Below are 24,617 nucleotides of genomic sequence, written 5' to 3'. Positions count from 1 at the left end.
CATCCGACAGCACCTCTGCGCTGAAAAGCCCTTCCCTGCATTCGCCCCACAAAAGCCCAGTGCAAAAAAGTATCGATCAAAGTGTTAGGGATGATTTGTCAGCCCTGCGATTGAAGGCTGTAATCAGCGCACATTCTTCCTGCACAGGAAGACACAAAAACAATAACTGTCCTTCTGTAACCCTACGGGTGCAGAAAAGGAGTGCACGATGCAACCGACTGCAAAAGCTCTGCTTGCCCTCACCTGCATGACCCTCAGCAGCGTCAGCCTTGGCGCCCAGACCCTGACCATCGCCACCGTCAACAACAGCGACATGATCCGCATGCAAAAACTCTCGAAAACCTTCGAGACCGAGCATCCGGACATCAAGCTCAATTGGGTCGTGCTCGAAGAAAACGTCCTGCGCCAACGCCTGACCACCGACATCGCCACCCAGGGCGGCCAGTTCGACGTGTTGACCATCGGCATGTACGAAGCCGCACTGTGGGGCGCCAAAGGCTGGCTGGAACCGATGAAGGATCTGCCGGCCAGTTACGCCCTCGACGATGTGTTCCCGTCGGTGCGTGAAGGCCTGTCAGTCAAGGGTTCGCTGTACGCCCTGCCGTTCTACGCGGAAAGTTCGATCACCTATTACCGCACCGACCTGTTCAAGGATGCTGGCCTGACCATGCCCGAGCGTCCGACCTGGGAGCAGATCGCCGGTTTCGCCGAAAAACTCACCCACAAAGACAAAGAGCAGTACGGCATCTGCCTGCGCGGCAAGGCCGGTTGGGGCGAGAACATGGCGCTGATCACGACGGTTGCCAACGCCTACGGCGCGCGCTGGTTCGATGAGCAGTGGAAACCGGAATTCAGCGGGCCGGAGTGGAAAAACGCGCTGAATTTCTACGTCGACACCATGAAGAAATCCGGCCCGCCGGGCGCCTCCAGCAACGGTTTCAACGAAAACCTTGCGCTGTTCAACAGCGGCAAATGCGCGATCTGGGTCGATGCCAGCGTCGCCGGCTCGTTCGTCACTGACAAGACCCAGAGCAAGGTTGCTGATCACGTCGGCTTCACTTTCGCCCCGCATCAAGTGACCGACAAAGGCTCGGCCTGGTTGTATTCATGGGCGCTGGCAATCCCGACCAGTTCCAAAGCCAAAGACGCCGCCAAAGAATTCAGCGCTTGGGCGACGTCAAAAGAGTACGGCGAACTGGTCGCCAAGACTGACGGCATCGCCAACGTACCGCCCGGCACCCGCGCCTCGACCTACAGCGATGCCTACATGAGCGCCGCGCCGTTTGCCAAGGTCACGCTGGAATCGCTGAAAGCGGCTGATCCGAGCAAGCCAACGCTGAAACCGGTGCCGTACATCGGTATTCAACTGGTGACCATTCCTGAATTCCAGGCCGTGGGCACTCAGGTCGGCAAGCTGTTCTCGGCGGCGCTGATCGGCCAGACCACGGTGGATCAAGCCCTGACTGCCGCGCAGCAAACCACTGAACGCGAGATGAAGCGCGCCGGTTATCCCAAGTAACCGCCTCTAAACCTGTGGGAACTGGCTTGCCAGCGATGAGGCCGGCACATTCGACATTGCTGTCGGCTGACCTATTGCTATCGCTGGCAAGCCAGCTCCCACAGGGTCCGCGCCGATGTCAGGAATGTTGTCTTTCCTGAACATGTTTCTGCACCCAATTGGTTGTGATCACCATGAATACTTCAACTGCCAAAGCCCACATCGACCTGTCGCAGCCTGCGCGCAAAGTCCGCGTACGCAATCCCGGCTGGTTTCTGGTCAGCCCTTCGGTGGCCCTGTTGCTGCTGTGGATGATCGTGCCGCTGGGCATGACCATCTACTTCTCGATGATCCGCTACAACCTGCTCTACCCCGGTGAAAACCAGTTCGTCGGGTTGGAGAACTTCACATACTTCCTGACGGATTCGGGTTTCATGCCCGGTGCGACCAACACCTTGCTGCTGGTCGGCAGCGTGTTGTTGATCAGCGTGGTGCTCGGCGTACTCATCAGTGCGTTGCTTGAAGCGAGTGAATTCCTCGGTCGCGGCATCGTGCGGGTCATGCTGATCTCGCCGTTCTTCATCATGCCCACGGTCGGTGCGCTGATCTGGAAGAACCTGATTTTCCATCCAGTCTCGGGGATCCTCGCTTACCTCTGGAAGTTGTTCGGCGCGCAACCGGTGGACTGGCTCGCCCACTACCCGCTGCTGTCGATCATCATCATTGTTTCGTGGCAATGGCTGCCCTTCGCGATCCTGATTCTGATGACCGCGATGCAGTCCCTCGATCAGGAACAGAAAGAGGCCGCGCGTCTCGACGGCGCCGGGCCGATCGCAATCTTCTGGCACCTGACCCTGCCGCATCTGGCACGGCCGATTGCCGTGGTGGTGATGATCGAAACGATCTTCCTGCTGTCGGTGTTCGCCGAGATTTTCACCACCACCAACGGTGGCCCCGGCTACGCCTCGACCAACCTCGCCTACCTGATCTACAACCAGGCGCTGGTGCAGTTCGACGTCGGCATGGCCTCGGCGGGCGGCTTGATTGCCGTGGTCATCGCCAACATCGCCGCGATCATTCTGGTGCGGATGATCGGCAAAAACCTGACTGACAAAGCCTGAGGCCTGCCATGACTCTTCAACAATCCCGCCGGCTGCAAAGCCTGCTGCTCGGCACCCTGGCCTGGGCCATCGCGATCGTGATTTTCTTCCCGATCTTCTGGATGGTGATGACCAGTTTCAAAACCGAAATCGACGCGTTCGCCACGCCGCCGCAGTTCATCTTCACGCCGACGCTGGAGAACTACCTGCACATCAATGAGCGCAGCGATTACTTCAGTTTCGCCTGGAACTCGGTGGTGATTTCCTTCAGTGCCACGGCCCTGTGCCTGTTGATCGCGGTGCCGGCAGCGTACTCGATGGCCTTCTACGAAACCCAGCGCACCAAAGGCACGTTGCTGTGGATGCTCTCGACCAAAATGCTGCCGCCGGTGGGCGTGCTGATGCCGATCTACCTGCTGGCGAAGAGTTTCGGCCTGCTCGATACGCGCATCGCGCTGATCGTGATCTACACGCTGATCAACCTGCCGATCGTGGTCTGGATGGTTTACACCTACTTCAAGGACATCCCCAAAGACATCCTCGAAGCCGCCCGTCTCGACGGCGCCACGCTGTGGCAGGAAATGGTCCGCGTGCTGTTGCCGATTGCCAAGGGCGGCCTTGCCTCGACCGTGCTGCTGTCGCTGATTCTGTGCTGGAACGAGGCGTTCTGGTCGCTGAACCTGACCTCGTCGAAAGCCGCGCCACTGACCGCGTTGATCGCCTCGTATTCGAGCCCGGAAGGCTTGTTCTGGGCCAAGTTGTCGGCGGTGTCGACCCTGGCGTGTGCGCCGATTCTGATCTTCGGCTGGATCAGCCAGAAACAACTGGTGCGCGGCCTCTCGTTCGGCGCCGTGAAATGAAGATTGAAAAGCAAAAGATCGCAGCCTTCGGCAGCTCCTACATAAAGCATGCCGTCCCCCTGTAGGAGCTGCCGCAGGCTGCGATCTTTTGATCTTAAAAAAACAACATTGCGGAGGCCCATCCTCATGGCCAACCTGAAAATCAAGAATCTGCAAAAAGGCTTCGAAGGTTTCTCCATCATCAAAGGCATTGACCTGGAAGTGAACGACAAGGAATTCGTGGTCTTCGTCGGCCCGTCGGGCTGCGGCAAATCCACCCTGCTGCGGCTGATCGCGGGTCTGGAAGAAGTCAGCGACGGCACCATCGAACTCGATGGTCGCGACATCACCGAAGTCAGCCCGGCCAAGCGCGATCTGGCGATGGTGTTCCAGACCTACGCGCTGTACCCGCACATGACCGTGAAAAAGAACATGTCCTTCGCCCTCGATCTGGCCGGCGTACCGAAAGCCGAAGTCGAGAAGAAGGTCGGTGAAGCAGCGCGCATTCTCGAACTCGGGCCGATGCTTGAGCGCAAGCCGAAACAGCTCTCCGGCGGCCAGCGCCAGCGTGTTGCGATCGGCCGCGCCATCGTGCGCAATCCGAAAATCTTCCTGTTCGATGAACCGCTGTCCAACCTCGACGCCGCGCTGCGCGTGCAGATGCGTCTGGAACTGCTGCGCCTGCACAAAGACCTGCAAGCGACGATGATCTACGTGACCCACGATCAGGTCGAAGCGATGACCATGGCCGACAAAGTCGTGGTGCTCAATGGCGGCAAGATCGAACAGGTCGGCTCGCCGCTGGACCTGTATCACAACCCGGCAAATCTCTTCGTTGCCGGTTTCCTCGGCACGCCGAAAATGGGCTTCCTCAAAGGCAAGATCGCCCGCGTCGACGGCCAGAGCTGCGAAGTCTCGCTGGACGCCGGCACGCGCATCACCCTGCCCTTCAATGCTGCCAACCTCAGTGTCGGCAGCGCCGTGACCCTCGGCATTCGCCCGGAACATCTGGAACTGGCGCAACCCGGTGATTGCAGCCTGCAAGTCACCGCCGACGTCAGCGAACGTCTGGGCAGCGACACTTTCTGCCACGTCACCACCAACGCCGGCGAAGCCCTGACCATGCGCGTGCGCGGTGATCTGGCCAGCCGTTACGGCGAACAACTGAGCCTGCACCTCGACCCGGCGCACTACCACTTATTCGATGCCGAAGGTATCGCGTTGACCCGTCCGCTGCGCGCTGCGGCCTGATTTCGAGAACTCCCGATGAAACTCAACCAACAGAACCTCCATCGTCTGGCCGCCGAAGTGCAACTGCCGGCCTACAACCTTAGCGACACGCGCCAAGGCATCGCCCACATTGGCGTCGGCGGCTTCCACCGCGCGCATCAGGCGTATTACACCGACGCCTTGATGAACACCGGCGAAGCCCTCGACTGGGCCATTTGTGGTGTCGGCCTGCGCGCCGAAGACCGCCGTGCTCGCGATGACCTCAAGGAGCAGGATTACCTGTTCACCCTGTTCGAACTCGGTGACAGCGACGACACCGAAGTCCGCGTGATCGGCGCGATTCGCGACATGCTACTGGCCGAGGACGGCGCTCAGGCGTTGATCGACAAACTCGCCGACCCACAGATTCGCATCGTCTCGCTGACCATCACCGAGGGCGGTTACTGCATCGACGACAGCAACGGCGAGTTCATGGCGCACCTGCCGCAAATTCAGCATGATCTGGCCCACCCAGAGGACCCGAAAACCGTGTTCGGTTTCTTGTGTGCGGCCCTGGAAAAACGTCGGGCGGCGGGCATTCCGGCGTTTACCGTGATGTCCTGCGATAACCTGCCGCACAATGGCGCCGTGACGCGCAAGGCGCTGCTGGCGTTTGCCACCCTGCGTAACAGCAATCTGTGCAGCTGGATCGACGCCAACGTCAGTTTCCCCAACGCCATGGTCGACCGCATCACGCCAATGACCAGCACCACGCATCGCCTGCAACTGGCGGACAAACACGACGTCGACGATGCCTGGCCGGTGGTCTGCGAGCCGTTCGTGCAGTGGGTGCTGGAAGACAAATTCGGCAACGGTCGCCCGGCCTGGGAGAAGGTCGGCGTGCAGTTCACCGACGATGTTTCGCCGTATGAAGAGATGAAGATCAAACTGCTCAACGGCAGCCACCTCGCGCTGACGTATCTGGGCTTTTTGAAGGGTTACCGGTTTGTGCACGAAACCATGAATGACCCGCTGTTCGTGCGTTATATGCGCGCCTACATGGATCTGGACGTGACCCCGCAACTGGCGCCGGTGCCAGGTATTGATCTGACGGATTACAAAAACACATTGGTGGCGCGGTTTTCCAATCAGGCGATTGCCGATCAGCTTGAGCGGGTGTGCTCGGACGGTTCGTCGAAGTTTCCCAAGTTCACCATTCCTACCATCAACCGGTTGATTGCCGATGGGCAGGAGACCAAGCGTGCGGCGTTGGTGGTGGCGGCGTGGGCGTTGTATTTGAAGGGTGTGGATGAGAATGGTGATACCTATTCAATCCCGGATCCGCGCGCGGCGTTTTGTCAGGCGTTGGTGGCGGACGATGCTTTAATTACGCAGCGGTTGTTGGCGGTCGAGGAGATTTTCGGCACGGCGATACCGCGTTCGGCGGAGTTTGTCGCGGCGTTCGAGTGGTGCTGCAACAGCTTGCGCGAAGAAGGTGTGACGCGGACTTTGCAGCGGATTCTGGATTGAAAAGCCCCTCACCCTAGCCCTCTCCCCGAGGGAGAGGGGACTGACCGAGTGGTTTGTGCAAGTTACATCGACCTGAACGTCCGGAGTCGAACTCAGGTATTGAACAGCACCTGATTGAGAGAACCGCAGTCGAACTCAGGTTTTGAACAGCCCCGGTTTGAGAGAACCGGAGTCGAACTCAGCTTTTGAACAGCCCCCCGATCAGCTCCCTTCCCCCTCGCCCCCTTGGGGGAGAGGGCTGGGGTGAGGGGGTAAGCTCTTGATCTTCACCACACCCGAGTGGTTCACACATGACAACACAACAACTGTTCCTAGGCATCGACTGCGGCACACAAGGCACCAAAGCCATCATCCTTGACGCCGTCAGCGGTCAGGTCCTCGGCCAAGGCGCCGCCGCCCACACAATGATCAGCGGCGCCAACGGCCGCCGCGAACAAGACACCCAGCAATGGCTCGAAGCCTTCGCCCTCGCCACTCGCCGCGCATTGTTGGCGGCGAATGTCGATGGCCAGTCGATCCTCGGCATCGGCGTCTCCGGCCAGCAGCACGGTCTGGTCCTGCTCGATGATCAAGGTGAAGTGCTGCGCCCCGCCAAGCTCTGGTGCGACACCGAAACCAGCGCCGAAAACGACCGTCTGCTGGTGCATCTAGGCGGTGAAAAAGGCTCACTGGAACGCCTCGGTGTGGTCATCGCACCGGGCTACACGGTGTCGAAACTGCTCTGGACCAAAGAACAACACCCCGTGGTCTTTTCGCGCATCGCACGCATTCTGTTGCCCCACGACTACCTGAATTTCTGGCTGACCGGTCGCGCCTGCAGCGAATACGGCGATGCCTCGGGCACTGGCTATTTCAACGTGCGCACCCGCCAATGGGACTTGCAACTGCTGCGCGACATCGACGCCAGCGGACGCCTGCAAGCCGCACTGCCTGAGCTGATAGACGCGCATCAATCTGTCGGCACCATCCTCCCGGCGATCGCCGAACACCTCGGCATCAACCCCAATGCGTTGGTATCGAGCGGCGGCGGCGACAACATGATGGGCGCCATCGGCACCGGCAATATTCAGCCCGGCGCGATCACCATGAGCCTCGGCTCTTCCGGCACGGTTTACGCCTATTCCGAAGTACCAAAAGTCAGCCCGGACGCTTCGGTCGCGACGTTCTGCTCTTCCAGCGGCGGTTGGCTGCCGCTGATCTGCACCATGAACCTGACCAACGCCACCGGCGCAATTCGCGAGTTGTTCGACCTCGATCTGCAGCAGTTCAACGACCTCGTCGCCCAAGCGCCCATCGGCGCCGACGGCGTGAGCATGCTGCCGTTCCTCAACGGCGAGCGCGTTCCCGCCCTGCCCCACGCCACCGGCAGCCTGCACGGCTTGACGCTGGATAACCTGACCCAGGCCAACCTGTGCCGCGCCGCTGTCGAAGGCACCACCTTCGGTTTGCGTTACGGGCTGGATTTGCTCCGCCACAATGGTTTACAAAGCCGCAGCATTTGCCTGATCGGCGGCGGTTCGAAAAGCGCGGTTTGGCGGCAGATCGTTGCCGACATCATGAACACCCCGGTGATCTGCACCGAACAAAGCGAAGCCGCGGCACTTGGCGCAGCGATTCAAGCGGCGTGGTGCAAATCCTGGTCGAATGGCCACGAAGACAGCCTCGCCGACCTGTGCCAGCGCTGCGTGAAACTCGATTCAAGCAGCGAAACCCTGCCGATTGCCGCCAACGTTGCGGCGTTTCAGCAGGCCTATGAACGCTATCAACAGCATGTCGCAACCCTATAAAGAGCAAACAATTATGTATTTGGTGTGTGGCGAAGCCCTGTTTGATTTTTTCAGTGAAGACGACGCCAGCGGTCTGGCCTCGAAAGTCAATTTCAAGGCGATTGCCGGCGGCTCGCCGTTCAACGTCGCCGTCGGTTTGCGCCGTCTGGGCGTGGACTCGGCCTTGTTCGGCGGGCTGTCCACTGACTACCTCGGCCGCCGCTTGCAGCAAGTGCTGCAGGATGAAGGTGTGCGCCCGGACTATCTGGTGGATTTCGCCGCGCCGACCACGCTGGCCATGGTCGCCGTCGGTGCCAATGGCTCGCCGCACTACAGCTTTCGCGGTGAAGGCTGTGCCGATCGGCAACTGAGTCTTGCGCATCTGCCAGCGCTGGGGCCGGATGTTCGCGGCTTGCACATTGGCTCATTCTCGCTGGTGGTGCAGCCGATCGGCGACACCTTGCTGACGCTGGTACAGCGCGAGAGCGGCAAACGCCTGATCACCCTCGACCCGAACGTACGCCTCAATCCCGAGCCGAACATCGACCTGTGGCGCGAACGCATCGCGACGCTGGTGCCACTGGCCGATCTGATCAAGGTCAGCGACGAAGACTTGAGCCTGCTCTACCCCGAACAGGATCCGCAACGCGTGATCGAAGGCTGGCTCGAACACCGCTGTCAGATTGTCTTCCTCACCCGTGGCGGCGACGGCGCCAGTGTGTTCAGCCGCCAGCATGGCAACTGGTCGGTGCCGGCGGCCTCGGTGAAAATCGCCGACACCGTTGGCGCGGGTGACACCTTCCAGGCCGCGCTGATCACCTGGCTGACCGAGCACGGTCTGGATTCGGTCGAAGGCGTGCAGCAACTCGCCCGCGAGCAGATCGACGCCATGCTCAAGTTCGCCGTACAAGCCGCCGCACTGACCTGCAGCAAGACCGGCCCGGATCTGCCCTATCGTCACCAATTGAGTTGAACGCGTAGACTGTCGGCCTTTTTGCGCACGACGGGATAACGGCTTTTGAATTACAGGCAGACGCTTGGACTACTGACACTGGCAACGCTACTGAGCGGGTGCGGCACCTCGCCGCCCCGTTCGCCGGAAGACATCTGCGAAATCTTCCGCGAGAAAAGCGACTGGTACGACGCTGCGCAAGTCACGCAAAAACGCTGGGGCGTACCGATTCAGGTGCCCTTCGCGATCATGTATCAGGAATCCGGCTACCGCTACGACGCCAAGACCCCGCGCAAATACCTGCTCTGGGTGATCCCGTGGGGCCGCGTCTCGACCGCCTCGGGTTATGCGCAAGCCAAAGATGAAGTCTGGGCCGACTATCAGAAAAGCACCGGTCGCAGCGGAGCCGATCGCGAAGACTTCGACGATGCCATCGACTTTGTCGGCTGGTACATGGACAAGACCTATTCGATCAACGGCGTGTACAAGTACGACGCCTATAACCAGTACCTCAACTACCACGAAGGCTGGGGCGGCTTCCGCAACAAGACTTACGCGAGCAAAGCCTGGCTAATGCCGACGGCGCGCAAAGTGCAGAACCGCTCGGACGTGTATGCGCGGCAATATGCCGGGTGCAAGGAGGACTTGAATCGGGGGTTCTGGAGCCGGTTCTGGCATTGGTTATAACAGCTTCGGGATCCCGTGTAGGAGCTGCCGAAGGCTGCGATCTTTTGATCTTGTTTTTAACAATCAACGTCAAAAGATCGCAGCCTGCGGCAGCTCCTACAATGGAGGTCTTTACAGGACGGAGAAGCTATAACTCACAATCAACCGGGTCTCATCCACATCCCGGGCAAACTTCTCATAATTGGTGCGATACGTAGCATTCCTCAAACGCAGACTCACATCCTTGAACGTGCCCGTCTGAATCACATACTTCAACTCGCTGTCGCGTTCCCACTCCTTGCCTTCCTGATCACTGCCCAACACCTTGATGTGGTCACCGTTCACATAACGGGTCAGGAAGCTCAAACCATTAATGCCAATGGCCTTGAAGTCATAGTCATAACGCAACTGCCACGAACGTTCCTGCGCGGCGGCGAAGTCGTTGACCTGCACGTAGTTGACCAGATACGGATTGCTGCCATCGAGGTACGGCATCGAGTTGTCGCCGTTCATACGCTGCCAACCGGCGCTGAACGTATGGCCGCTGTGCGCATACGACAACATGCCGCTCAACGCACGGTTATCAATGGAACCGGCCTTGGCATCACCGCTGTCGGCACTCTTCAGCACCCGCAGATCTGCTTTAAGTACACCGCCAGCTAACGGTTGATTACCCAACAGCCCGACAAAGTGCTGACGATAGATGTCTTCCAGTTCAGCGTAGTGATACTGCGCAGTCAGACGATCGTTGATCTTGTAATCGAAGCCGTACATGTCGAAATGGTCGGCGGTGGTGTTGCAGGCGTAGCGCTTGTTCTTGCAGTGCACGCGGATATCTTGCGAATCGGTGGAATCGCGCGCGGTGTACTTGTCCAGGCGCGCGGCCATGAAGGTCAGATCTTTCAGCTCTTTAGAGGTGAGCATGGCGCCGTTGAACATCGTCGGCAACAAACGACCGTCATTGTATTTCAGCAACGGCAGATCCGGCAGTAGCGCGCCGTACTTCAGCACGGTGTCCGAGACTTTGACCTTGGCGGTCAGGCCCATTTTCGCGTACTGGCCTTTCGAGCCGCGTGGATCGTTGCCGCTGGAAGGCAGCAAGCCGCTGTTGCTGCGGTTCGGGCTGGAATCGAGTTGAAAGCCAAGCATGCCCAGCGCATCGATACCAAAACCCACCGTACCTTCGGTGTAGCCCGATTGCAGGTTGAGAATAAAGCCCTGTGCCGACTCTTCACGCTTGGAGGCGCCCTGAGCGTTCGAGGTGCTCCCATCACGGAAATCGCGGTTGAAGTACACCGTGCGCGATTCGATTTTCGCCGTGGTGTCTTCAAAGAATCCGCTGGCCTGAACCTGTGCGGTAAAACCTGCGCACAGCACAAAGGCTCCGAAGCCAAACGACTGGCGCGGGGTGATGAGGGGAAATGGGGGACGCATGAAAAACTCCAACAATGCAGCGTTTGCGCAAGCGCGCAACAAGCCAGAAAAATAGCTCCCGTCCCGGGTCAGATTGAACCAGGAGAAAGTGAACACGCAGGGGTGAGCGGCAATGATGGCAGATGGCTTTGACGTGCTACAGGCGACTTTAGTCTGAATCTGACTGAGGATTCTTCAACCCAGGGTCGTGGGAAAAGTCGCTAACAGCGAACACCAACTCCCGAAAATCCCCCGGTTTCACTGGACGAAACACCCTGACTAAGGGTTTTCCCTATACCGCAAACCTGCCAGACCTACGGCTTTTGTGCCTTGAACGAGGCCGCTTAATCCTCCATCATCCGTCACCTGCTTATTCAACGGACGGAATTCAAGGCATGCTGGACGCCAACGCAACCCACATTACCCTCACGCTTGAAGGCGCCAACGCCGACCTGCAAGTCCTCAGCTTCACCGGTCGCGAAGCCCTCAACCAACCGTTCCGTTTCGACCTCGAACTGGTCAGCGCCCGCCCCGACCTCAAGCTCGAAGAGCTGCTGCACAAGCCCGGCGTCCTGACCTTCGGCGCCACCGGCGAAGGCAAGATCCACGGTCTGGTCTATCGCATCGAGCAAGGCGACTCCGGCAAAACCCTGACCCGTTACAGCCTCAGCCTGGTGCCACAACTGGCCTACCTGCGGCACAACCACGATCAGCAGATTTTCCAGCAACTGACCGTACCGAAGATCATCGCTCAGGTGCTGGAAGATCGCGGCATTCTCGCCGACGCCTACAGCTTCCAGCTCGGCGCCGAATACCCGCAGCGCGAATACTGCGTGCAGTACGACGAATCCGACCTGCACTTCATCCAGCGCCTGTGCGAAGAAGAAGGCATTCACTTCCACTTCCAGCACAGCAGCAGCGGCCACAAACTGGTGTTCGGCGACGACCAGACCGTGTTCCGCAAACTGAAACCGGTGAGCTACCAGCAAGACTCCGGCATGGCCGCCGACAAACCGGTGATCAAACGCTTCAACCTGCGCCTGGAAACCCGCACCACCCGCGTCAGCCGCCGCGACTACGACTTCGAAAAACCAAAGATCCTCCCCGAAGGCGCGGTCAAAACCGAGTTCGCCCCGGACCTCGAGGACTACGACTACCCCGGCCGCTTCACTACTCGAGAGCGCGGCAAGTTCCTCTCCACCCGCGCCCTCGAACGCCATCGCAGCGACTACAAACTCGCCGAAGGCAAAGGTGACGAACCAACCCTCACCAGCGGCCATTTCCTCACCCTCGCCGAACACCCGCGCGCCGAGTGGAACGATCTGTGGCTGCTGCTGGAGGTCTTCCACGAAGGCAAACAACCGCAAGTACTCGGCGAAAACGTCACCAGCGACGTCACCGACAACAAAAGCGATTTCCACCAGGGCTACCGCAACAGCTTCCTCGCCACCCCGTGGGACGCGCACTACCGCCCTGCCCTTGAACACCCGAAACCGAAAGTCCTCGGCAGCCAGACCGCGGTCGTAACCGGCCCGGCAGGAGAAGAGATTCACTGCGACCAATACGGCCGCATCAAGGTGCAATTCCACTGGGACCGCGACGGCCAGTCCAACGACAAAACCACCTGCTGGATGCGCGTCGCCAGCGGCTGGGCCGGCGCGGCGTATGGCGGCATCGCCATCCCGCGCATCGGCATGGAGGTCCTCGTCACCTTCCTCGAAGGCGATCCCGACCAGCCGCTGGTCACCGGTTGCCTGTACCACAAGGAAAACGTCGTCCCCTACGACCTGCCGGCAAACAAAACCCGCAGCACCTTCAAGACCCTGAGCTCACCGGGCGGCAAGGGCTACAACGAATTCCGTATCGAAGACAAAAAAGGCGTCGAGCAGATCTACATCCACGCCCAACGCGACTGGGACGAAAACATCGAGCACGATCAGAAGATTCGCGTCGGCAACGAACGACATGACACCGTTGAAGCCAACACGCTGAGCGAGTTCAAGGTTGAAGAGCACCGAATTACGCATCTGGATCGCATCAGCGAGATGCGTGCGGATGATCACCTGACGGTTGCGGTGACGCAGCATGTGAAGGTGGGGACTGCGCAGTTTGTTGAGGCTGGGACAGAGATTCACTACCACGCCGGCGACAAGGTTGTGGTTGAGGGTGGCATGGAACTCACGGCCAAGGCTGGTGGGAGTTTTGTGAAGGTCGATGCTGGAGGCGTGACCATCAGTGGCGCTGAAGTGAAGATCAATACCGGTGGTGCGCCAGGGGTTGGAACGCCTGCTGCGCCGTTACTGCCGGGGATACTAAAAATAGCTGATGCAGACAAACCCGGGTTACCGCTTCTGGCATTGATAAAACAAAATATCTTGTTCCGCCGCACCCGATCCGGGGTATGCGAAGTTTGTGAGGCAGCTAAAGCAGCCAAAGGAGCGAAGCAATGACCACGCTTCCGAATTCTCAAGGATTCCTTTTGATAGATGGCGCAAGGTTTGATGACGCGTTGAAATGGTTGCCTAAAAATTATCCTGGCCATCGCTTCATGCCACTACTGCAAGCCACTCCTTACGCTCCGATAGCTGAAGCAGGCCCTATCTTGCTCGACGCTCTTAGCGACAGCGCAGCTCGGAACGACTGGTTGCAAGGCGATGCAAACTTAAATGACGCTGTATGGCTACAAACTCAGAAGCCAATGGTTGAAATTTTTAAGCTCCTTCAGCGCCGCACCCGGATCTACTCTCCTGACCGCCAAGAATATTGGTTACGGCTGGCCGACGGTCTACCACTGCGTCAGGCATGGCTATCAGGAGCAAGCTGGCCGGCTGGTTTTTGGTTCGGAGTTGAAAGCGTCTGGTTACGTCATGAAGGAAAAGTGCAGCTCGCATGGACCAACAACTTCCCTGATCTAGATAGCGCTCCAGCTGATACCGGCATTGATGCGCAGATTGTGCTCGACTGGCCTTTGTTACAAGCGCTGGCAACAGATACAGACACTCCGCAGGAGGCGGTGTAATGACTGACAAACCGACTATCAAACCCGCTGCGTGTCCGTTGATTACCGCGGTCGTACCGTTGCGTTATGCTATTGGACCTTCTCACGCCATTGATGTCAGCGCGTTCGACTTGCCACCTGTAAATGGAACATTTCCAGAGTTGGGAGATGACAACGATTCCACCCGCGATAAGGCACTGAACTACACAGCGCGATTACTACGTAATGGTTGGTTGTACGTTTGGCAATCATCTCCTGAAAAGCTGATTGAGTTTAGTGTTGAAGCTGCGATGCTGAAGGAGACCTCTCGCGGCGGCAAAGTAATCGACGCATCCTCCAAACCTTACTTGATGTTGCCCGCAGGGACACCCGCGATGATCTCGTGGTCTCCCGCCAAGTGGAACGACAAACAATTCTCCGCAGCGAAAGATCAAGCCAAAGTCCGCACGAGGGTCATGCGAAGCTTCACTCCCGGTGCCGCACCCGCTAGCGGCAAGGCAGCCAGCATCCATGAGCGCATCGGCGATTACATGGAGCCTATTGGTTTCAAATGGAGTTGCGTGCCGGAAACCAAAAACAAACCTAATTGGTCATCAATGTTGGATGACATGAAGCGGTGCGAGCAGCAAGCTTATGTTATTGCTGATGACCCATGGGGGGTTTGGATTGACTTGGCAGGTTTGATTCGAATTCAACACTTAGAATACGAAAAACGTCGTACAACACGCGCGCATGACTGGTCCGTGGCAGGAGTTCTCAAATCACTTTCTGATAATGACCCACAGATTAAAAGTCTTCTGCCCACGATCACGCGATACAACGATTTGAAAACAGCTTGGGCAGAACTAGACAGCGAAGAAGAAGAATACTCCAAGTCTCGCCGCCTCCTTTCGATTCTATGGAACGATTGGATGACGACATTTCAACGAAAGGGCCCCTCTACGCTGGATACGGCAGCAGGCCATTTTGATATTGAAGAGCGAATCGCTCGCGGCGATCTCGAAGCGCATTTTGCAGCTGCCTGCCTGGGGCCGTCTAGTTGCAGTCTTAGTGCTAAAGCTCTCGCAAACGCACTCGACCCGGACAAACAGGAAGCTGGTCAGCCTTGGCTCCTTTGGGCACTGCTAGGGCTCGGAAAGCGTATGGCTCCAGCAGATATCAAATCACTGATCGACCTCGGTGACGGCATTAAAGATAACGCCGGGCCTCTTAGCAAGGAAGCTGCGAAAATAGGTCGAGCACTCACGTTGGCTGCAATAATAAATCAAACTGCAGATAAATTGACTGCGTTGAGTCCAGAAAAAGCAAGGGAGGCACTCTTTTTAGCATTGTCTCCAGCTATCGCCCCAAACTTACACATAAGCGCTAACGAAGTAGATAATGTCAGCAAAGTATTTGTAGGCGCCGCGCTGGGACGCAGTGGCCAGCGTTTGTTAGTCACGGAGGTGAGCAATCGCCAAATAGGGGAATGGCTAACTGACGCAATGGATAGCGATTCTACAGCTGCCAAACAAAGTCAGATGGCAAGTTCACCAAGCTCCGCATTAAAAGAGTTACCTTTCTTTTCTCTATCGCCAGCATCGGCAGTGGCAAAACCAGCGGAAAAACTAGGCTCCATCTCCCACCTGGTAAGTTCGGATAGAGACCCAAAAATACTATTGAGTATTAGCAAGACCGCACTGAAAACAGCCCCAATAAAGTGCCTTGTGACCCTAACTGCCGCACTTAATTTTGGCTGGGCTGTAAAAGACTTCATCAGTACACCTAGTGCTAAATCTGGACTAAACGCAATTGGCGGCGGGACGGGCGTAATTTCAGCGGCTAATGCTGTAACACAAAAAGTCGCCGAATTGAATTGGGAAGCCGTTTTAAAGGAGGCCGCGCCAAACTCGAACAACTCCCGCCTCCTCCTTACTGAGGCTGTCGGCCAAGCGGCAAAAACAACGCTCCTTCAAGCTATAGTTTCAGCATTTGACATCGCCGTTTATGGCATAGAAGCATTTGAAGCATTTAACTCTACTGATTATGATACTGCAGCCATCAACGCAGGACTCAGCGTCGCTTCTGCTGCCAACCTTTCCATCTATGTAAAAACATTTAGAGTGCTTAGAGCGGCCCGCGCTGCCGTCATCGCAGGAGATGCTGCGACAATTGGACGCGGGGTTAGTCAAGCACCACATTTAGCATTCAAAGCCTTAGGCGTAACAATACTAATCGTTGGCGGCATAATTGCACGCTTATACACCCAAGACACTCCATTAGAAAAATGGGTCAAAGGAACTAGCTTCGGACTCAACCCAGACAGCTGGGCATCCACTTATAAAGATACAATGATCCAATTATATAAAATACTATTTCCAATAACCTTCGATGCTTATCGATTGAGCGAAATGAACCCGTACAAAGGTATGATTGAAAGTACCTACCTCATCTTGAGAATGCCTGGAAAAACCGCCATCGAAGATTCAACTATAAGATTCGAAGGCGAAGAAGTTTGGGGTGGTATTTTTGGCTTGGGAAGCAAGCGCGAAAAAGTTTCTTGGACTGGCAATAGCTTTGACAAACACGCCGGCACACGAGTCAACACTGAGATAGGAGTTGCAACATATAGACGCGTATATCACGTCGACCGTGAAGGCAGGGCGATTAACAATATATATGGACAGCTCTTTTATTCTCCACTTGAAGGCATGACATTACCGCCGATCGAAATCAAGGAACTGGCATGGTTTTAAGAACAGCAATGAAAAAAATCATGGCGAAATATGGTGATATTCCTACCGCAGTTCTTAGTGACGACGAGTCGACGGGGGAGCAACCACTTGAGCTTTTTATAACTGATGAACACACAGAACACTATCTTTCACTAAAAGCTGGCAGTGATCGAAACCGCGGCTTGCTTAGCGGACTTCTCGGGGGAGTTTCAGCTCTGATTGCACTCATCATTGGCGTTTGGATGGCTTTACTGGGCAAGTGGGACGGAGTGGGCTGGATGTTACTTTTCGGGATACCGTTGTTCATTGTTCCAATCATCATCGAAACAAGACGCTCTTTACCGCTTCCCATAATTTTCAACCGACGAACACAGGAAGTCTATTTCGACAACGAAGGAGAGCTCTATCATACTCCTTGGAAGGGAATAGAGGCTGTAGCTTGCGAGTTCGACATGGTTGGCCTTTATTCTGGGAGCATCCGGAACGCCTCGCTTGAAGTATTAATGAAGCGCTTGGGAGAACCTGAAAACGAAATTATGGTCAGCATTGGTACGCCGGCGGGAAAGTCTTTAGAAATGCAGAAAGGATTCTGGGAATACCTTCGCTCTTATATGAACAACGGCCCATGGTTCGACCACACTGGAGCTCATAGCGAATCGGATGACTTTGTAAAAAGCCAGTTAGACCTAAACTTAAAACAATCTGAATACTTAGGCGCATGGAGAAAAATCATTCGTGAAAAAAAAGAAGCAGGAGATGGAAGCAATTACTTAACTGGCACTGATTTTTTAATGCTACTAAACAATATACTCTTCTACCCATCAAACAAGATTCAAGACTTTGTTTATGAAAGAGCAAAGCGTCGTTCGCGAAACCGTTGGCCCACTGTCGTGACTGAGCGACTGGAAGCGGATGGTCCAACGACAAGATTAATTGATTTAGAGCGCGAGCGTGGTCTCACTGTTTGATTAAATGTTGGAGATCCTCAGCTTGGTAGCGGCATGTGCAGCCTCCTCATAAGCTTACTGCATCCAAGTTAAAACAACCCTCTTGATTCTAATCCAGGAAAAATTGAAGTGTGACTTATCGGTTCGCGATCGGTGAAGTCCTCTCCAGGCATAAAGCCGGAATGTAACCTCTTACCTTGGAATTTTAGTCATTTGATAGATATTGCTGCGGACGTACGTCGAAAACGAACATGGCGAAGAAGGCGAATAGCCCTGGCTGTACTGGCTTTGCTGCTTAGCTACGCCACCCCAAAAATCATTGATCTATTTCGTACGCCCGGCGCCATGCTGACGTCAGAAAACTATACAGATCGTCCAATTTTAAGCTTTTGGATAAATGACTTTTGGGGAGGCAACCTGTTCGCAATGGGTGGCGGAGGGGTTATGTGCTGCCAACGAATTGAAGGAGAAACCGTTCGTGTTTCTTGGATTCTCAGTAGGACTGGCGAACAGTTTCGGCAAGGCGTCCAGAAGGAGAACCATGAGGTAATTTTACCGCTACCTCGCCGAAAACGTGGTGATGTGTATTTGCACGTGCGCTTTTTACCCAAAAATATTGTTGAGTTGAAATGGAGTCCAGACTTGGTCAGCCCGTTTGCTCCTGCTCCTTAGGCAGAGCCTCTTCTCTAACTAGCTGTTGTAAACATCAATCACGGGCAGAAAATGCCTCTGCCCGTGAGTGCTAGACAATTCAAACAGAGATCAAACCGGCGCCTTCCAACTCAACATCTGCTGCTGCGCGACCTGCAGCAAATCATTGCCATCCTGCGTCAGCAGGTACAGCGCATGGGTGATGTGTGGAATGTCTTGCACGTCGGAGTGCTTGAAGCACAGGCAATGCAGGGTTTCGAGCAGGTCGGCGGCGGCGCGGATGCGCTGGACGGCGGCTTCGAGGATGTCTTTCGGGTTGGCCTGGGTGTCGATGAGCAGTGTCGGGGTTTCGGTGACGTTGCTGCTGAGGGGGAGATAGCGGTTTTGTAGCAGTTTGATTATTGGCATATTGATTACTCGATTGTTTCAAAAGTAACCGCCGACACCGTGACCAAACGATGGGAGGCGGACCGTGTACAGGCTTGGTCAACCGAGAACAATCAACTCAGCTCGCCCGAAGGCGTCCTGCACACGGCCGCCACAGCTATGCACTTCACGGTCAAAGAACTCCGCGGTGCAAATGATGGCACATATGCAATCGATTATTCCCGGGTGACCAAACCCGAACCACTGATTTTGCAGCGGCAACCGACAATAACCGCCCTGCTCCAACCGCCGAAAGCAGACAAGGCACCAGCCTTTGTAGGAATTCGCCAAACCTTCCAAAGAAAACCGCCGCACTCCCTGACAGCCGGCGTTCAGCCCCGTTAACCATCTCTTAACGCCGTGGTCAAAAACTCTACTGAACCGCACGCCCTCAGCCATTTTGGCTGTTGCCCAGTGCGGCAGGTTCGGGTGCATCACGCCGAACTCTAGAACCGCCACACGGGAGTCCTTTCATGAACATTCGTCCTTTATTGCTCACCGCCGCCCTCGCCTGCACTGCGTTTGCCGGGCTGGCCCAGGCTAATGACACCTCTGCCACGTCCAAAGCCGTGCCGTATGAGTACGGCATGCCGCTGCATGTGGCCAAAGTGGTGTCGTTGACCGAGCCGCCAACACAAACGTGCAAAGTGGTCACGGCCGACATGAAGTACATCGACAATGCCGGTAAGCCTGAGGAAATCAGCTATCGGAAATTGTCTGACGCGTGCAACTTCCAGAACTGACAGAAACGTCTGATTTGCGGGTTTGCGGTAGGCGTGGGGAGTTTCGGCGGTTATGCTCGGAGCCCTCCTCACTGCCGCAAGGATTCGCCATGCAGTTGTCGTTTCGCACGTTGTCGGGTCTCACTTCTTCGTTGTGTTTTCTGTTGGCGCTGGCCTGGGGCTTTGTCCCGGACATGCTGCTGGCGATCTGGAGCATTGAATATTCCGAAGGGGCCGGATTTGTCGCGCGGCGCAGTGCGGTGCTGTTTGCGGCGTTGGGAGTGATGTTTTATCTGGTGCGCAACGCACCGCCGTCGCTGGGGCGCAATGCGCTGAGCAACGGGTTTATCGTCGGTTGTTTTGGTTTGGCGGTGCTGGGTTTTGCGGAATGGCTAAACGGCCATGCCGGCCCCGGGATTTTGCTCGCGGTGCTGGTCGAGTTCGCGCTGGGCCTTGGTTTTGTGCAGGCCCGGCGCGTGACGGTCGAACTGGGTGAAACGGTGCGTTAGACGACTCTGGAGCGTGGGCTGTAGTGATGTTGCACAGTTTGCTGGTTCAGATCCGATCGCAGCCCGGCGATCAGTTCGTTGATTTCACGACAGCCATTGAGATGGCTGGCGTCGATGCCACTGACCAGCAGATCGACCTGATCGGTCTGATGATCGCCGAAAACCTTGACGGTCATCGACAAGTCCGGCGACAGCGTGCACTGGCAGCGTTTCGGCAGAAAACTGCTTTCAATGATATTGCGTAGTTCCAAGGCAGACAGAAACATGGCGAAACCCTCTCCTTACTGTGAGATGCCAATCAAGTATTCACGCTGACCGTTGCTGCCCCTGCACGGGTGTGTCCCCGCTGTTTCCCTGGTGCGACAAGCGGTGGTACTGCGAAATGCCCATTGGAGTGTAGGCGCCCAAGTCCGGTGCGCCGCACTGAAAAGACGCATAAAGCGTGCCTTTCATCGATTCATTTTCACCCTCATGAAATCAAGCACTTGGCGGCGGTGCCAGCATTTGGCTACTTGCAAATTGCAAGAATGGCCCCTGCCGGCACTGCATTTTGCAACTCGACGCTGGTTTGCAATCACGGCCCATGACGGTAAGAATGCCCGTCATCCACCCTACACCCGCACGGAGGCTTCCATGGGTTCTTTACGCGTTTACGCGACCACCGGTTTGTTCATCGCCAGCCTGTCCACCCTCGCCCACGCCGCCAAGCTTGAAGACGTCGCGCCGTTCCCGAAGGCTGAAGCCGGGTTCACCCGCCAGGTCATTCACTTGCCCAAGCAAGAGCAGGAAGAAAACTTCCAGGTGGAAATTCTCGCCGGCAAAACCCTGGAAGTGGACTGCAATCGCCAGCGTTTGGGCGGCGTTCTCGATGAGAAGAATCTTGAGGGCTGGGGTTATCCGTTCTATCGCCTGGAAAAAGTCATCGGGCCGATGAGCACGATGATGGCCTGCCCACCCGGCAGCCAGAAGAAGCGCGCGTTCGTGCCGGTCGTTGGTGACGGTTTCATGCTGCGTTACAACAGCAAGTTGCCGGTCGTGGTGTATGCGCCGTCTGACGTCGAAGTGCGTTATCGCATCTGGTCGGCGTCGGACAAAGTCGGTACAGCCCTGCAGGAATAACCGGAACAAGGAGTGCTTCGTTTGATTACCTGCCACGTCCGATATGTCATTGATCCCTACCAATTGCCTGAGTTCGAGGCCTACGCCAAAGCCTGGCTCGGCATCGTCGAGCGCTTGGGCGGCACGCATCACGGCTACTTTTTGCCGTCCGAAGGCGCGAGCAACATCGCTTATTGCCTGTTCAGTTTTCCGTCGCTGGCGGATTACGAAAGCTATCGGCACATCGCGATGACCGATCCGGAAAGCACTGCACTGGTGGCCAGCCTGGTCGAGAAGAAGTTCATCGTCAGCTACGAGCGCAGCTTCCTGCGCCCGTTGCTGCCGTAAACCTCATCATGCCGAGACGCCGCACATCGCGGCGCGCTCGGCGACATGGCGCAGGCTGTCGAAGTTGATATTGGCGCCCGAGTCGATCGCCACGAATGTCTGCTCGCGCACCCCGGTTCGCGCTACGTACTGCTTGATCCCGGCCACGGCCAAGGCGCCGGACGGTTCGGTGATCGAGCGGGTATCGTCGTAGATATTCTTGATCGCCGCGCAGAGATCGTCGTTGCTGACGGTGATGACTTCGTCGACGCAAAAGCGGCAAACCTCAAACCCGAACGCGCCAATCTGCGCTACCGCCACGCCATCGGCGAAGGTGCCGACATTGGGCAGCACCACGCGCTGATCCGCCTCCAATGCAGCCTTCAGGCACGCGGAGTGTTCAGATTCGACGCCGATGATCCGCACTTCTGGACGCAGGTATTTGATGTAGGCCGCGATGCCGGCGATCAGACCGCCGCCGCCCACCGGGATAAAAATCGCATCCAGTGTGCCTTGATGCTGGCGGAGGATTTCCATTGCCACGGTGCCCTGCCCGGCGATCACTTCCGGGTCGTCGAACGGAGACACGAAGGTGCGCCCAGTCTGTTGCGCCAGTTGCAGCGCATGGGCCAGCGCGAACGGGAAACTCTCGCCGTGCAGCAATGCTTCAGCGTCACGACTGCGTACACCCAGCACTTTCAATTCCGGCGTTGTCGCTGGCATGACGATGGTCGCTGCAATCCCCAGTTCGCGTGCTGCCAATGCCACGCCTTGCGCGTGATTGCCAGCCGATGCGGTGATTACCCCCCGCGCCCTCTGTTCGTCGCTCAATTGCACCAATTTGTTGTAGGCGCCACGGATCTTGAAGGAGAACGTCGGTTGCAGGTCTTCGCGCTTGAGCAGAATCCGGTTGCCCAGCGCCTCCGACAGCGCCGGCGCCGCTTGCAACGGCGTGCGCACCGCGAGGTCGTACACCGGCGCGGCGAGGATCTTTTTCACGTAGTGCTCAAGCAGGGTTTGCTGATCGGGGCTGTGCGGCATGGTCGTCTCCTGACATTTTTCAAAACCCAAGAGACAGAAAGTAAAAACCCGCCTCTAGGGCGGGTTGGGTGCTGCAGTCGTGAGCTAGCCCGCCAAATGAGGAATGGCGGTAATAATCATTGGCTGGCAACGCGATACAGTCGAAGTCATGGGCTGGAAATTAGCCTGCGCGGTGCTGGCAAGTCAATGGCCAATTTTGCGTGGCGACGTTAGTCTGGCGACTCTCTCATCACACCAAGGAAGGCTTGCATGTTGGCTATCGCCCTGCCCCTCACGGCTTTACTCGCGTTCAGCGCTTACACCGTTTCAGTGATGCTGCAGGCTGAACAGTCGTTGATCGACTTTGGCATCGGCCTGATGTCGCGGCCCGATACCGCGCAGGTGGTGATTGATCTGTATCTGCTGGCGACTCTGGCCGGCGTATGGATGGTCAAGGATGCGCGGTCGCGTGGGCAGTCGGTCTGGTCGGTGGTGCCTTATTTGTTGCTGACGGCGGTTTTTGTCTCGGTTGGGCCGTTGTTGTATCTCGTGATGCGCGGGGTTCGCGAACGGCGGAAGGCGGTGGCAAAATGCAGCCAGATACTATGAACACCTGAAACCCCTGTAGGAGTGAGCCTGCTCGCGATAGCGGAGTGTCATGTCAGCCAAAGATGAGGTGACTGACACTCCGCTATCGCGAGCAGGCTCACTCCTACACTGGAATGTCGTAGCATTCAGCCCTTTTTTACGGCGACGAACGCGGCGGTTTCGTAAGGCACCGTCACCACATCCCTACCACGCAGTTCCGGCTCGGCGGCAATCAACGCGCGAATCTGCTCATCAACCTTCGCCCGCTGCGCCTCCGGCAGCGCGGCGATGAAACTGGTCGAGCGCACGCGGTTGAAAATCACGTCCTCCGGCGAGCCGGTATGGCCATGGTGAAACCGTTCGACCTGCAGAGGCGCGAACGCCGGGTGCGGAAACACTGTGCGCCAGGTGCCGGTGTAATAGCGCGGCGTGTCACCTTCCAGTGCGTTGACGATGGCGTCCAGTTTCGGCACCCAGCTGACCTCGGTGTCGCGCAGATTCCAGATCAACCCCAACTGGCCACCGGGCTTGAGTACCCGGGCGATTTCGGTCAGTGCTTCGGTGCTGGCGAACCAGTGAAACGCTTGCGCGCAAATCACCACATCGACTGAAGCGTCCGGCAACGGCAGATCAGTCGCCGTGCCGTTCACGGCCAGCACATCGGGCCAGGCGTCAGACAGCTTTTCCAACATCTGCGGCACCGGTTCAACCGCGATCACTTGTGCGCCGGTCGCCACCAGCCGCCCGGTGAACTTGCCAGTACCGGCGCCCAGATCGATCACGGTTTTATGCCCATCCAGGCCCAGCGTCGCGGTCAACCATTGACTGACTTGCGGCGGATAGTCCGGCCGCCCTTTGACGTAGGTGTCGGCGGCGGTTTTGTAGCCGGCAGCGGCTGAGTGATGGATTTGGTCGGTCATGGCAACGCTCCTTACGGCAAAACATCGGATCGACGGCAGACGCTCCCGAGCATAGCGCTTGAATTTACGCTGAACTTGAACAGTCACTGATAAAGCGATGAATAAAAATTCACCCTGTGGTGTTCAAAGTGAAACATAACCCCCTGTGGAGCCTTGCCCATGACTATCCGTTCCGTTATGTTCGCCGCCCCGTTGCTGCTGGTCGCGGCGATGGCCAGCCAGTTGGCCTTGGCCAATGGTGATGAAGAAGAAGTGCAGAAGCCCGAATGCCCGAAAGGCCAGGTCTGGGACAGCAAAACGCAGAAGTGTGTGATGCAAGTCAGCAAAGCACTTTCGGATGCCGACCGTACCGATTATGCCTATCGCCTCGCCAAGGTCGGTCGCTACGAAGAGGCCCTAGCGCTGCTCGACACACTGAAGCAACCGAACACTGCCAAGGCCCTCAACTATCGCGGATACGCCACACGCAAACTGGGGCGCACCGACGAAGGCATCGGTTATTACCTGCAATCGGTGAAACTCGATCCGCAGTACGCGCAAGTGCGCGAATACCTCGGCGAGGCCTATGTGATCAAAGGTCGCGTCGATCTGGCGCAGGAACAGTTGCAGCAGATCAAATCGATTTGCGGTATGTCCTGCGAGGAATACCAGGATCTGGCCGAAGCCATCAACGATTCATCGAAAACCTGAGCACATATAAGGGCCGTCATCATCGTCAACGATC

Annotated in this window: 24 protein-coding genes and 1 pseudogene; 19 read left to right on the top strand and 6 right to left on the bottom strand. The window is 56.8% G+C overall.

Features of this window, described 5'->3' with window-relative positions; genetic code table 11:
- The first annotated feature begins 208 nt into the window (after positions 1-208).
- The 8 genes from AC3IUF_RS13695 to AC3IUF_RS13660 all read left to right on the top strand — a co-directional run bounded on the left by AC3IUF_RS13695 (position 209) and on the right by AC3IUF_RS13660 (position 9,581).
- On the top strand, positions 209-1,519 hold the full coding sequence (locus AC3IUF_RS13695) for an ABC transporter substrate-binding protein (RefSeq protein ID WP_007914967.1): 1,311 nt from the start codon (positions 209-211) through the stop codon (positions 1,517-1,519).
- A gap of 173 nt (positions 1,520-1,692) precedes the next feature.
- Positions 1,693-2,619, top strand: coding sequence for a carbohydrate ABC transporter permease (locus tag AC3IUF_RS13690; protein ID WP_007914969.1), 927 nt, complete (start codon positions 1,693-1,695; stop codon positions 2,617-2,619).
- 8 nt (positions 2,620-2,627) lie between these two features.
- Positions 2,628-3,458, top strand: coding sequence for a carbohydrate ABC transporter permease (locus tag AC3IUF_RS13685; RefSeq protein ID WP_034154211.1), 831 nt, complete (start codon positions 2,628-2,630; stop codon positions 3,456-3,458).
- A gap of 126 nt (positions 3,459-3,584) precedes the next feature.
- On the top strand, positions 3,585-4,688 hold the full coding sequence (locus AC3IUF_RS13680) for an ABC transporter ATP-binding protein (protein WP_489281319.1): 1,104 nt from the start codon (positions 3,585-3,587) through the stop codon (positions 4,686-4,688).
- Positions 4,689-4,703: 15 nt separating this feature from the next.
- Entirely contained in the window at positions 4,704-6,176 is a 1,473-nt protein-coding gene (locus AC3IUF_RS13675; RefSeq protein WP_489281317.1) for a mannitol dehydrogenase family protein, read from the top strand.
- A 290-nt stretch (positions 6,177-6,466) separates the two neighbouring features.
- Positions 6,467-7,963: a xylulokinase gene (gene xylB / locus AC3IUF_RS13670; RefSeq protein WP_489281315.1), complete on the top strand. Its 1,497-nt coding sequence runs from the start codon at positions 6,467-6,469 to the stop codon at positions 7,961-7,963.
- A gap of 13 nt (positions 7,964-7,976) precedes the next feature.
- Positions 7,977-8,915, top strand: coding sequence for a carbohydrate kinase family protein (locus tag AC3IUF_RS13665; RefSeq protein WP_489281313.1), 939 nt, complete (start codon positions 7,977-7,979; stop codon positions 8,913-8,915).
- 45 nt (positions 8,916-8,960) lie between these two features.
- Complete coding sequence (locus tag AC3IUF_RS13660; protein ID WP_007912129.1) at positions 8,961-9,581, top strand: transglycosylase SLT domain-containing protein; 621 nt, start codon at positions 8,961-8,963, stop codon at positions 9,579-9,581.
- A gap of 111 nt (positions 9,582-9,692) precedes the next feature.
- Here the strand turns inward: AC3IUF_RS13660 and AC3IUF_RS13655 are convergent, their stop codons facing one another.
- Entirely contained in the window at positions 9,693-10,994 is a 1,302-nt protein-coding gene (locus tag AC3IUF_RS13655; protein WP_007912132.1) for an OprD family porin, read from the bottom strand.
- 374 nt (positions 10,995-11,368) lie between these two features.
- Here AC3IUF_RS13655 and AC3IUF_RS13650 point away from each other — a divergent pair, with 374 nt between their 5' ends.
- The 5 genes from AC3IUF_RS13650 to AC3IUF_RS13630 all read left to right on the top strand — a co-directional run bounded on the left by AC3IUF_RS13650 (position 11,369) and on the right by AC3IUF_RS13630 (position 18,304).
- Positions 11,369-13,423 carry a type VI secretion system Vgr family protein gene (locus AC3IUF_RS13650; protein WP_489281310.1) on the top strand — a complete coding sequence of 685 codons (2,055 nt, stop codon included), beginning with the start codon at positions 11,369-11,371 and terminating at the stop codon, positions 13,421-13,423.
- Positions 13,420-13,992 (top strand): DUF4123 domain-containing protein, encoded by a 573-nt coding sequence (locus tag AC3IUF_RS13645; protein ID WP_123375134.1) that lies wholly within the window; start codon positions 13,420-13,422, stop codon positions 13,990-13,992. The genes AC3IUF_RS13650 and AC3IUF_RS13645 overlap by 4 nt, the downstream gene beginning before the upstream one ends.
- Positions 13,992-16,706, top strand: a complete 2,715-nt coding sequence (locus AC3IUF_RS13640) for a toxin VasX (RefSeq protein ID WP_489281308.1) — start codon at positions 13,992-13,994, stop codon at positions 16,704-16,706. The genes AC3IUF_RS13645 and AC3IUF_RS13640 overlap by 1 nt, the downstream gene beginning before the upstream one ends.
- The gene (locus tag AC3IUF_RS13635; protein ID WP_489281307.1) at positions 16,697-17,653 is read left to right on the top strand and encodes a hypothetical protein; all 957 of its coding nucleotides are present in this window, start codon (positions 16,697-16,699) and stop codon (positions 17,651-17,653) included. Before AC3IUF_RS13640 ends, AC3IUF_RS13635 begins: the two co-directional genes overlap by 10 nt.
- 324 nt (positions 17,654-17,977) lie before the next feature.
- Positions 17,978-18,304, top strand: a complete 327-nt coding sequence (locus AC3IUF_RS13630) for a DUF3304 domain-containing protein (protein WP_489281640.1) — start codon at positions 17,978-17,980, stop codon at positions 18,302-18,304.
- Positions 18,305-18,394: 90 nt separating this feature from the next.
- On the opposite strand, the gene AC3IUF_RS13625 is transcribed toward AC3IUF_RS13630, so the two are convergent.
- Both AC3IUF_RS13625 and AC3IUF_RS13620 read right to left on the bottom strand, forming a co-directional pair.
- A complete protein-coding gene (locus AC3IUF_RS13625) occupies positions 18,395-18,691 on the bottom strand; it encodes a hypothetical protein (protein WP_489281305.1) in 297 nt (98 codons plus the stop codon).
- Between the two features lie 78 nt (positions 18,692-18,769).
- Entirely contained in the window at positions 18,770-19,168 is a 399-nt protein-coding gene (locus tag AC3IUF_RS13620) for a hypothetical protein (RefSeq protein WP_489281303.1), read from the bottom strand.
- 14 nt (positions 19,169-19,182) lie between these two features.
- On the opposite strand from AC3IUF_RS13620, the gene AC3IUF_RS13615 reads away from it, so the two are divergent.
- A complete protein-coding gene (locus AC3IUF_RS13615; protein ID WP_489281302.1) occupies positions 19,183-19,452 on the top strand; it encodes a DUF2790 domain-containing protein in 270 nt (89 codons plus the stop codon).
- An 89-nt stretch (positions 19,453-19,541) separates the two neighbouring features.
- Positions 19,542-19,940 (top strand): hypothetical protein, encoded by a 399-nt coding sequence (locus AC3IUF_RS13610; protein WP_007912156.1) that lies wholly within the window; start codon positions 19,542-19,544, stop codon positions 19,938-19,940.
- On the opposite strand, the gene AC3IUF_RS13605 is transcribed toward AC3IUF_RS13610, so the two are convergent.
- Positions 19,937-20,206, bottom strand: coding sequence for a DUF1652 domain-containing protein (locus tag AC3IUF_RS13605; protein WP_007912157.1), 270 nt, complete (start codon positions 20,204-20,206; stop codon positions 19,937-19,939). The two genes, AC3IUF_RS13610 and AC3IUF_RS13605, sit on opposite strands and share 4 nt — an antisense overlap.
- A gap of 367 nt (positions 20,207-20,573) precedes the next feature.
- On the opposite strand from AC3IUF_RS13605, the gene eco reads away from it, so the two are divergent.
- Positions 20,574-21,059, top strand: a complete 486-nt coding sequence (eco, locus tag AC3IUF_RS13600) for a serine protease inhibitor ecotin (protein WP_007912158.1) — start codon at positions 20,574-20,576, stop codon at positions 21,057-21,059.
- A gap of 21 nt (positions 21,060-21,080) precedes the next feature.
- Complete coding sequence (locus AC3IUF_RS13595; RefSeq protein ID WP_064362707.1) at positions 21,081-21,386, top strand: NIPSNAP family protein; 306 nt, start codon at positions 21,081-21,083, stop codon at positions 21,384-21,386.
- Between the two features lie 24 nt (positions 21,387-21,410).
- Here AC3IUF_RS13595 and ilvA read toward each other — a convergent pair.
- Positions 21,411-22,406: pseudogene (ilvA, locus tag AC3IUF_RS13590) on the bottom strand (threonine ammonia-lyase, biosynthetic); the annotation flags it as partial.
- Positions 22,407-22,655: 249 nt separating this feature from the next.
- Between ilvA and AC3IUF_RS13585 the strand changes: the two are divergent.
- A complete protein-coding gene (locus tag AC3IUF_RS13585; protein ID WP_489281299.1) occupies positions 22,656-22,994 on the top strand; it encodes a DUF2834 domain-containing protein in 339 nt (112 codons plus the stop codon).
- 125 nt (positions 22,995-23,119) lie between these two features.
- On the opposite strand, the gene AC3IUF_RS13580 is transcribed toward AC3IUF_RS13585, so the two are convergent.
- The gene (locus AC3IUF_RS13580) at positions 23,120-23,893 is read right to left on the bottom strand and encodes a class I SAM-dependent methyltransferase (protein WP_489281297.1); all 774 of its coding nucleotides are present in this window, start codon (positions 23,891-23,893) and stop codon (positions 23,120-23,122) included.
- A gap of 159 nt (positions 23,894-24,052) precedes the next feature.
- Here AC3IUF_RS13580 and AC3IUF_RS13575 point away from each other — a divergent pair, with 159 nt between their 5' ends.
- Positions 24,053-24,583, top strand: coding sequence for a tetratricopeptide repeat protein (locus AC3IUF_RS13575; protein ID WP_489281295.1), 531 nt, complete (start codon positions 24,053-24,055; stop codon positions 24,581-24,583).
- Positions 24,584-24,617 lie beyond the last annotated feature (34 nt).

This window comes from Pseudomonas sp. KH_040, from assembly GCF_057839305.1.
The sequence above is the reverse complement of the archived record's forward strand: the minus strand, read 5'-3'. Positions and strand labels throughout refer to the sequence as shown.

Excerpts from the sequence above, each read along its gene's own strand:
- AC3IUF_RS13695 (WP_007914967.1), top strand. The coding sequence starts at position 209 with ATGCAACCGACTGCAAAAGCTCTGCTTGCCCTCACCTGCATGACCCTC.
- AC3IUF_RS13690 (WP_007914969.1), top strand. The coding sequence starts at position 1,693 with ATGAATACTTCAACTGCCAAAGCCCACATCGACCTGTCGCAGCCTGCG.
- AC3IUF_RS13685 (WP_034154211.1), top strand. The coding sequence starts at position 2,628 with ATGACTCTTCAACAATCCCGCCGGCTGCAAAGCCTGCTGCTCGGCACC.
- AC3IUF_RS13680 (WP_489281319.1), top strand. The coding sequence starts at position 3,585 with ATGGCCAACCTGAAAATCAAGAATCTGCAAAAAGGCTTCGAAGGTTTC.
- AC3IUF_RS13675 (WP_489281317.1), top strand. The coding sequence starts at position 4,704 with ATGAAACTCAACCAACAGAACCTCCATCGTCTGGCCGCCGAAGTGCAA.
- xylB (WP_489281315.1), top strand. The coding sequence starts at position 6,467 with ATGACAACACAACAACTGTTCCTAGGCATCGACTGCGGCACACAAGGC.
- AC3IUF_RS13665 (WP_489281313.1), top strand. The coding sequence starts at position 7,977 with ATGTATTTGGTGTGTGGCGAAGCCCTGTTTGATTTTTTCAGTGAAGAC.
- AC3IUF_RS13655 (WP_007912132.1), bottom strand. The coding sequence starts at position 10,994 with ATGCGTCCCCCATTTCCCCTCATCACCCCGCGCCAGTCGTTTGGCTTC.
- AC3IUF_RS13650 (WP_489281310.1), top strand. The coding sequence starts at position 11,369 with ATGCTGGACGCCAACGCAACCCACATTACCCTCACGCTTGAAGGCGCC.
- AC3IUF_RS13645 (WP_123375134.1), top strand. The coding sequence starts at position 13,420 with ATGACCACGCTTCCGAATTCTCAAGGATTCCTTTTGATAGATGGCGCA.
- AC3IUF_RS13640 (WP_489281308.1), top strand. The coding sequence starts at position 13,992 with ATGACTGACAAACCGACTATCAAACCCGCTGCGTGTCCGTTGATTACC.
- AC3IUF_RS13635 (WP_489281307.1), top strand. The coding sequence starts at position 16,697 with ATGGTTTTAAGAACAGCAATGAAAAAAATCATGGCGAAATATGGTGAT.
- AC3IUF_RS13630 (WP_489281640.1), top strand. The coding sequence starts at position 17,978 with ATGCTGACGTCAGAAAACTATACAGATCGTCCAATTTTAAGCTTTTGG.
- AC3IUF_RS13625 (WP_489281305.1), bottom strand. The coding sequence starts at position 18,691 with ATGCCAATAATCAAACTGCTACAAAACCGCTATCTCCCCCTCAGCAGC.
- AC3IUF_RS13615 (WP_489281302.1), top strand. The coding sequence starts at position 19,183 with ATGAACATTCGTCCTTTATTGCTCACCGCCGCCCTCGCCTGCACTGCG.
- AC3IUF_RS13610 (WP_007912156.1), top strand. The coding sequence starts at position 19,542 with ATGCAGTTGTCGTTTCGCACGTTGTCGGGTCTCACTTCTTCGTTGTGT.
- AC3IUF_RS13605 (WP_007912157.1), bottom strand. The coding sequence starts at position 20,206 with ATGTTTCTGTCTGCCTTGGAACTACGCAATATCATTGAAAGCAGTTTT.
- eco (WP_007912158.1), top strand. The coding sequence starts at position 20,574 with ATGGGTTCTTTACGCGTTTACGCGACCACCGGTTTGTTCATCGCCAGC.
- AC3IUF_RS13585 (WP_489281299.1), top strand. The coding sequence starts at position 22,656 with ATGTTGGCTATCGCCCTGCCCCTCACGGCTTTACTCGCGTTCAGCGCT.
- AC3IUF_RS13580 (WP_489281297.1), bottom strand. The coding sequence starts at position 23,893 with ATGACCGACCAAATCCATCACTCAGCCGCTGCCGGCTACAAAACCGCC.
- AC3IUF_RS13575 (WP_489281295.1), top strand. The coding sequence starts at position 24,053 with ATGACTATCCGTTCCGTTATGTTCGCCGCCCCGTTGCTGCTGGTCGCG.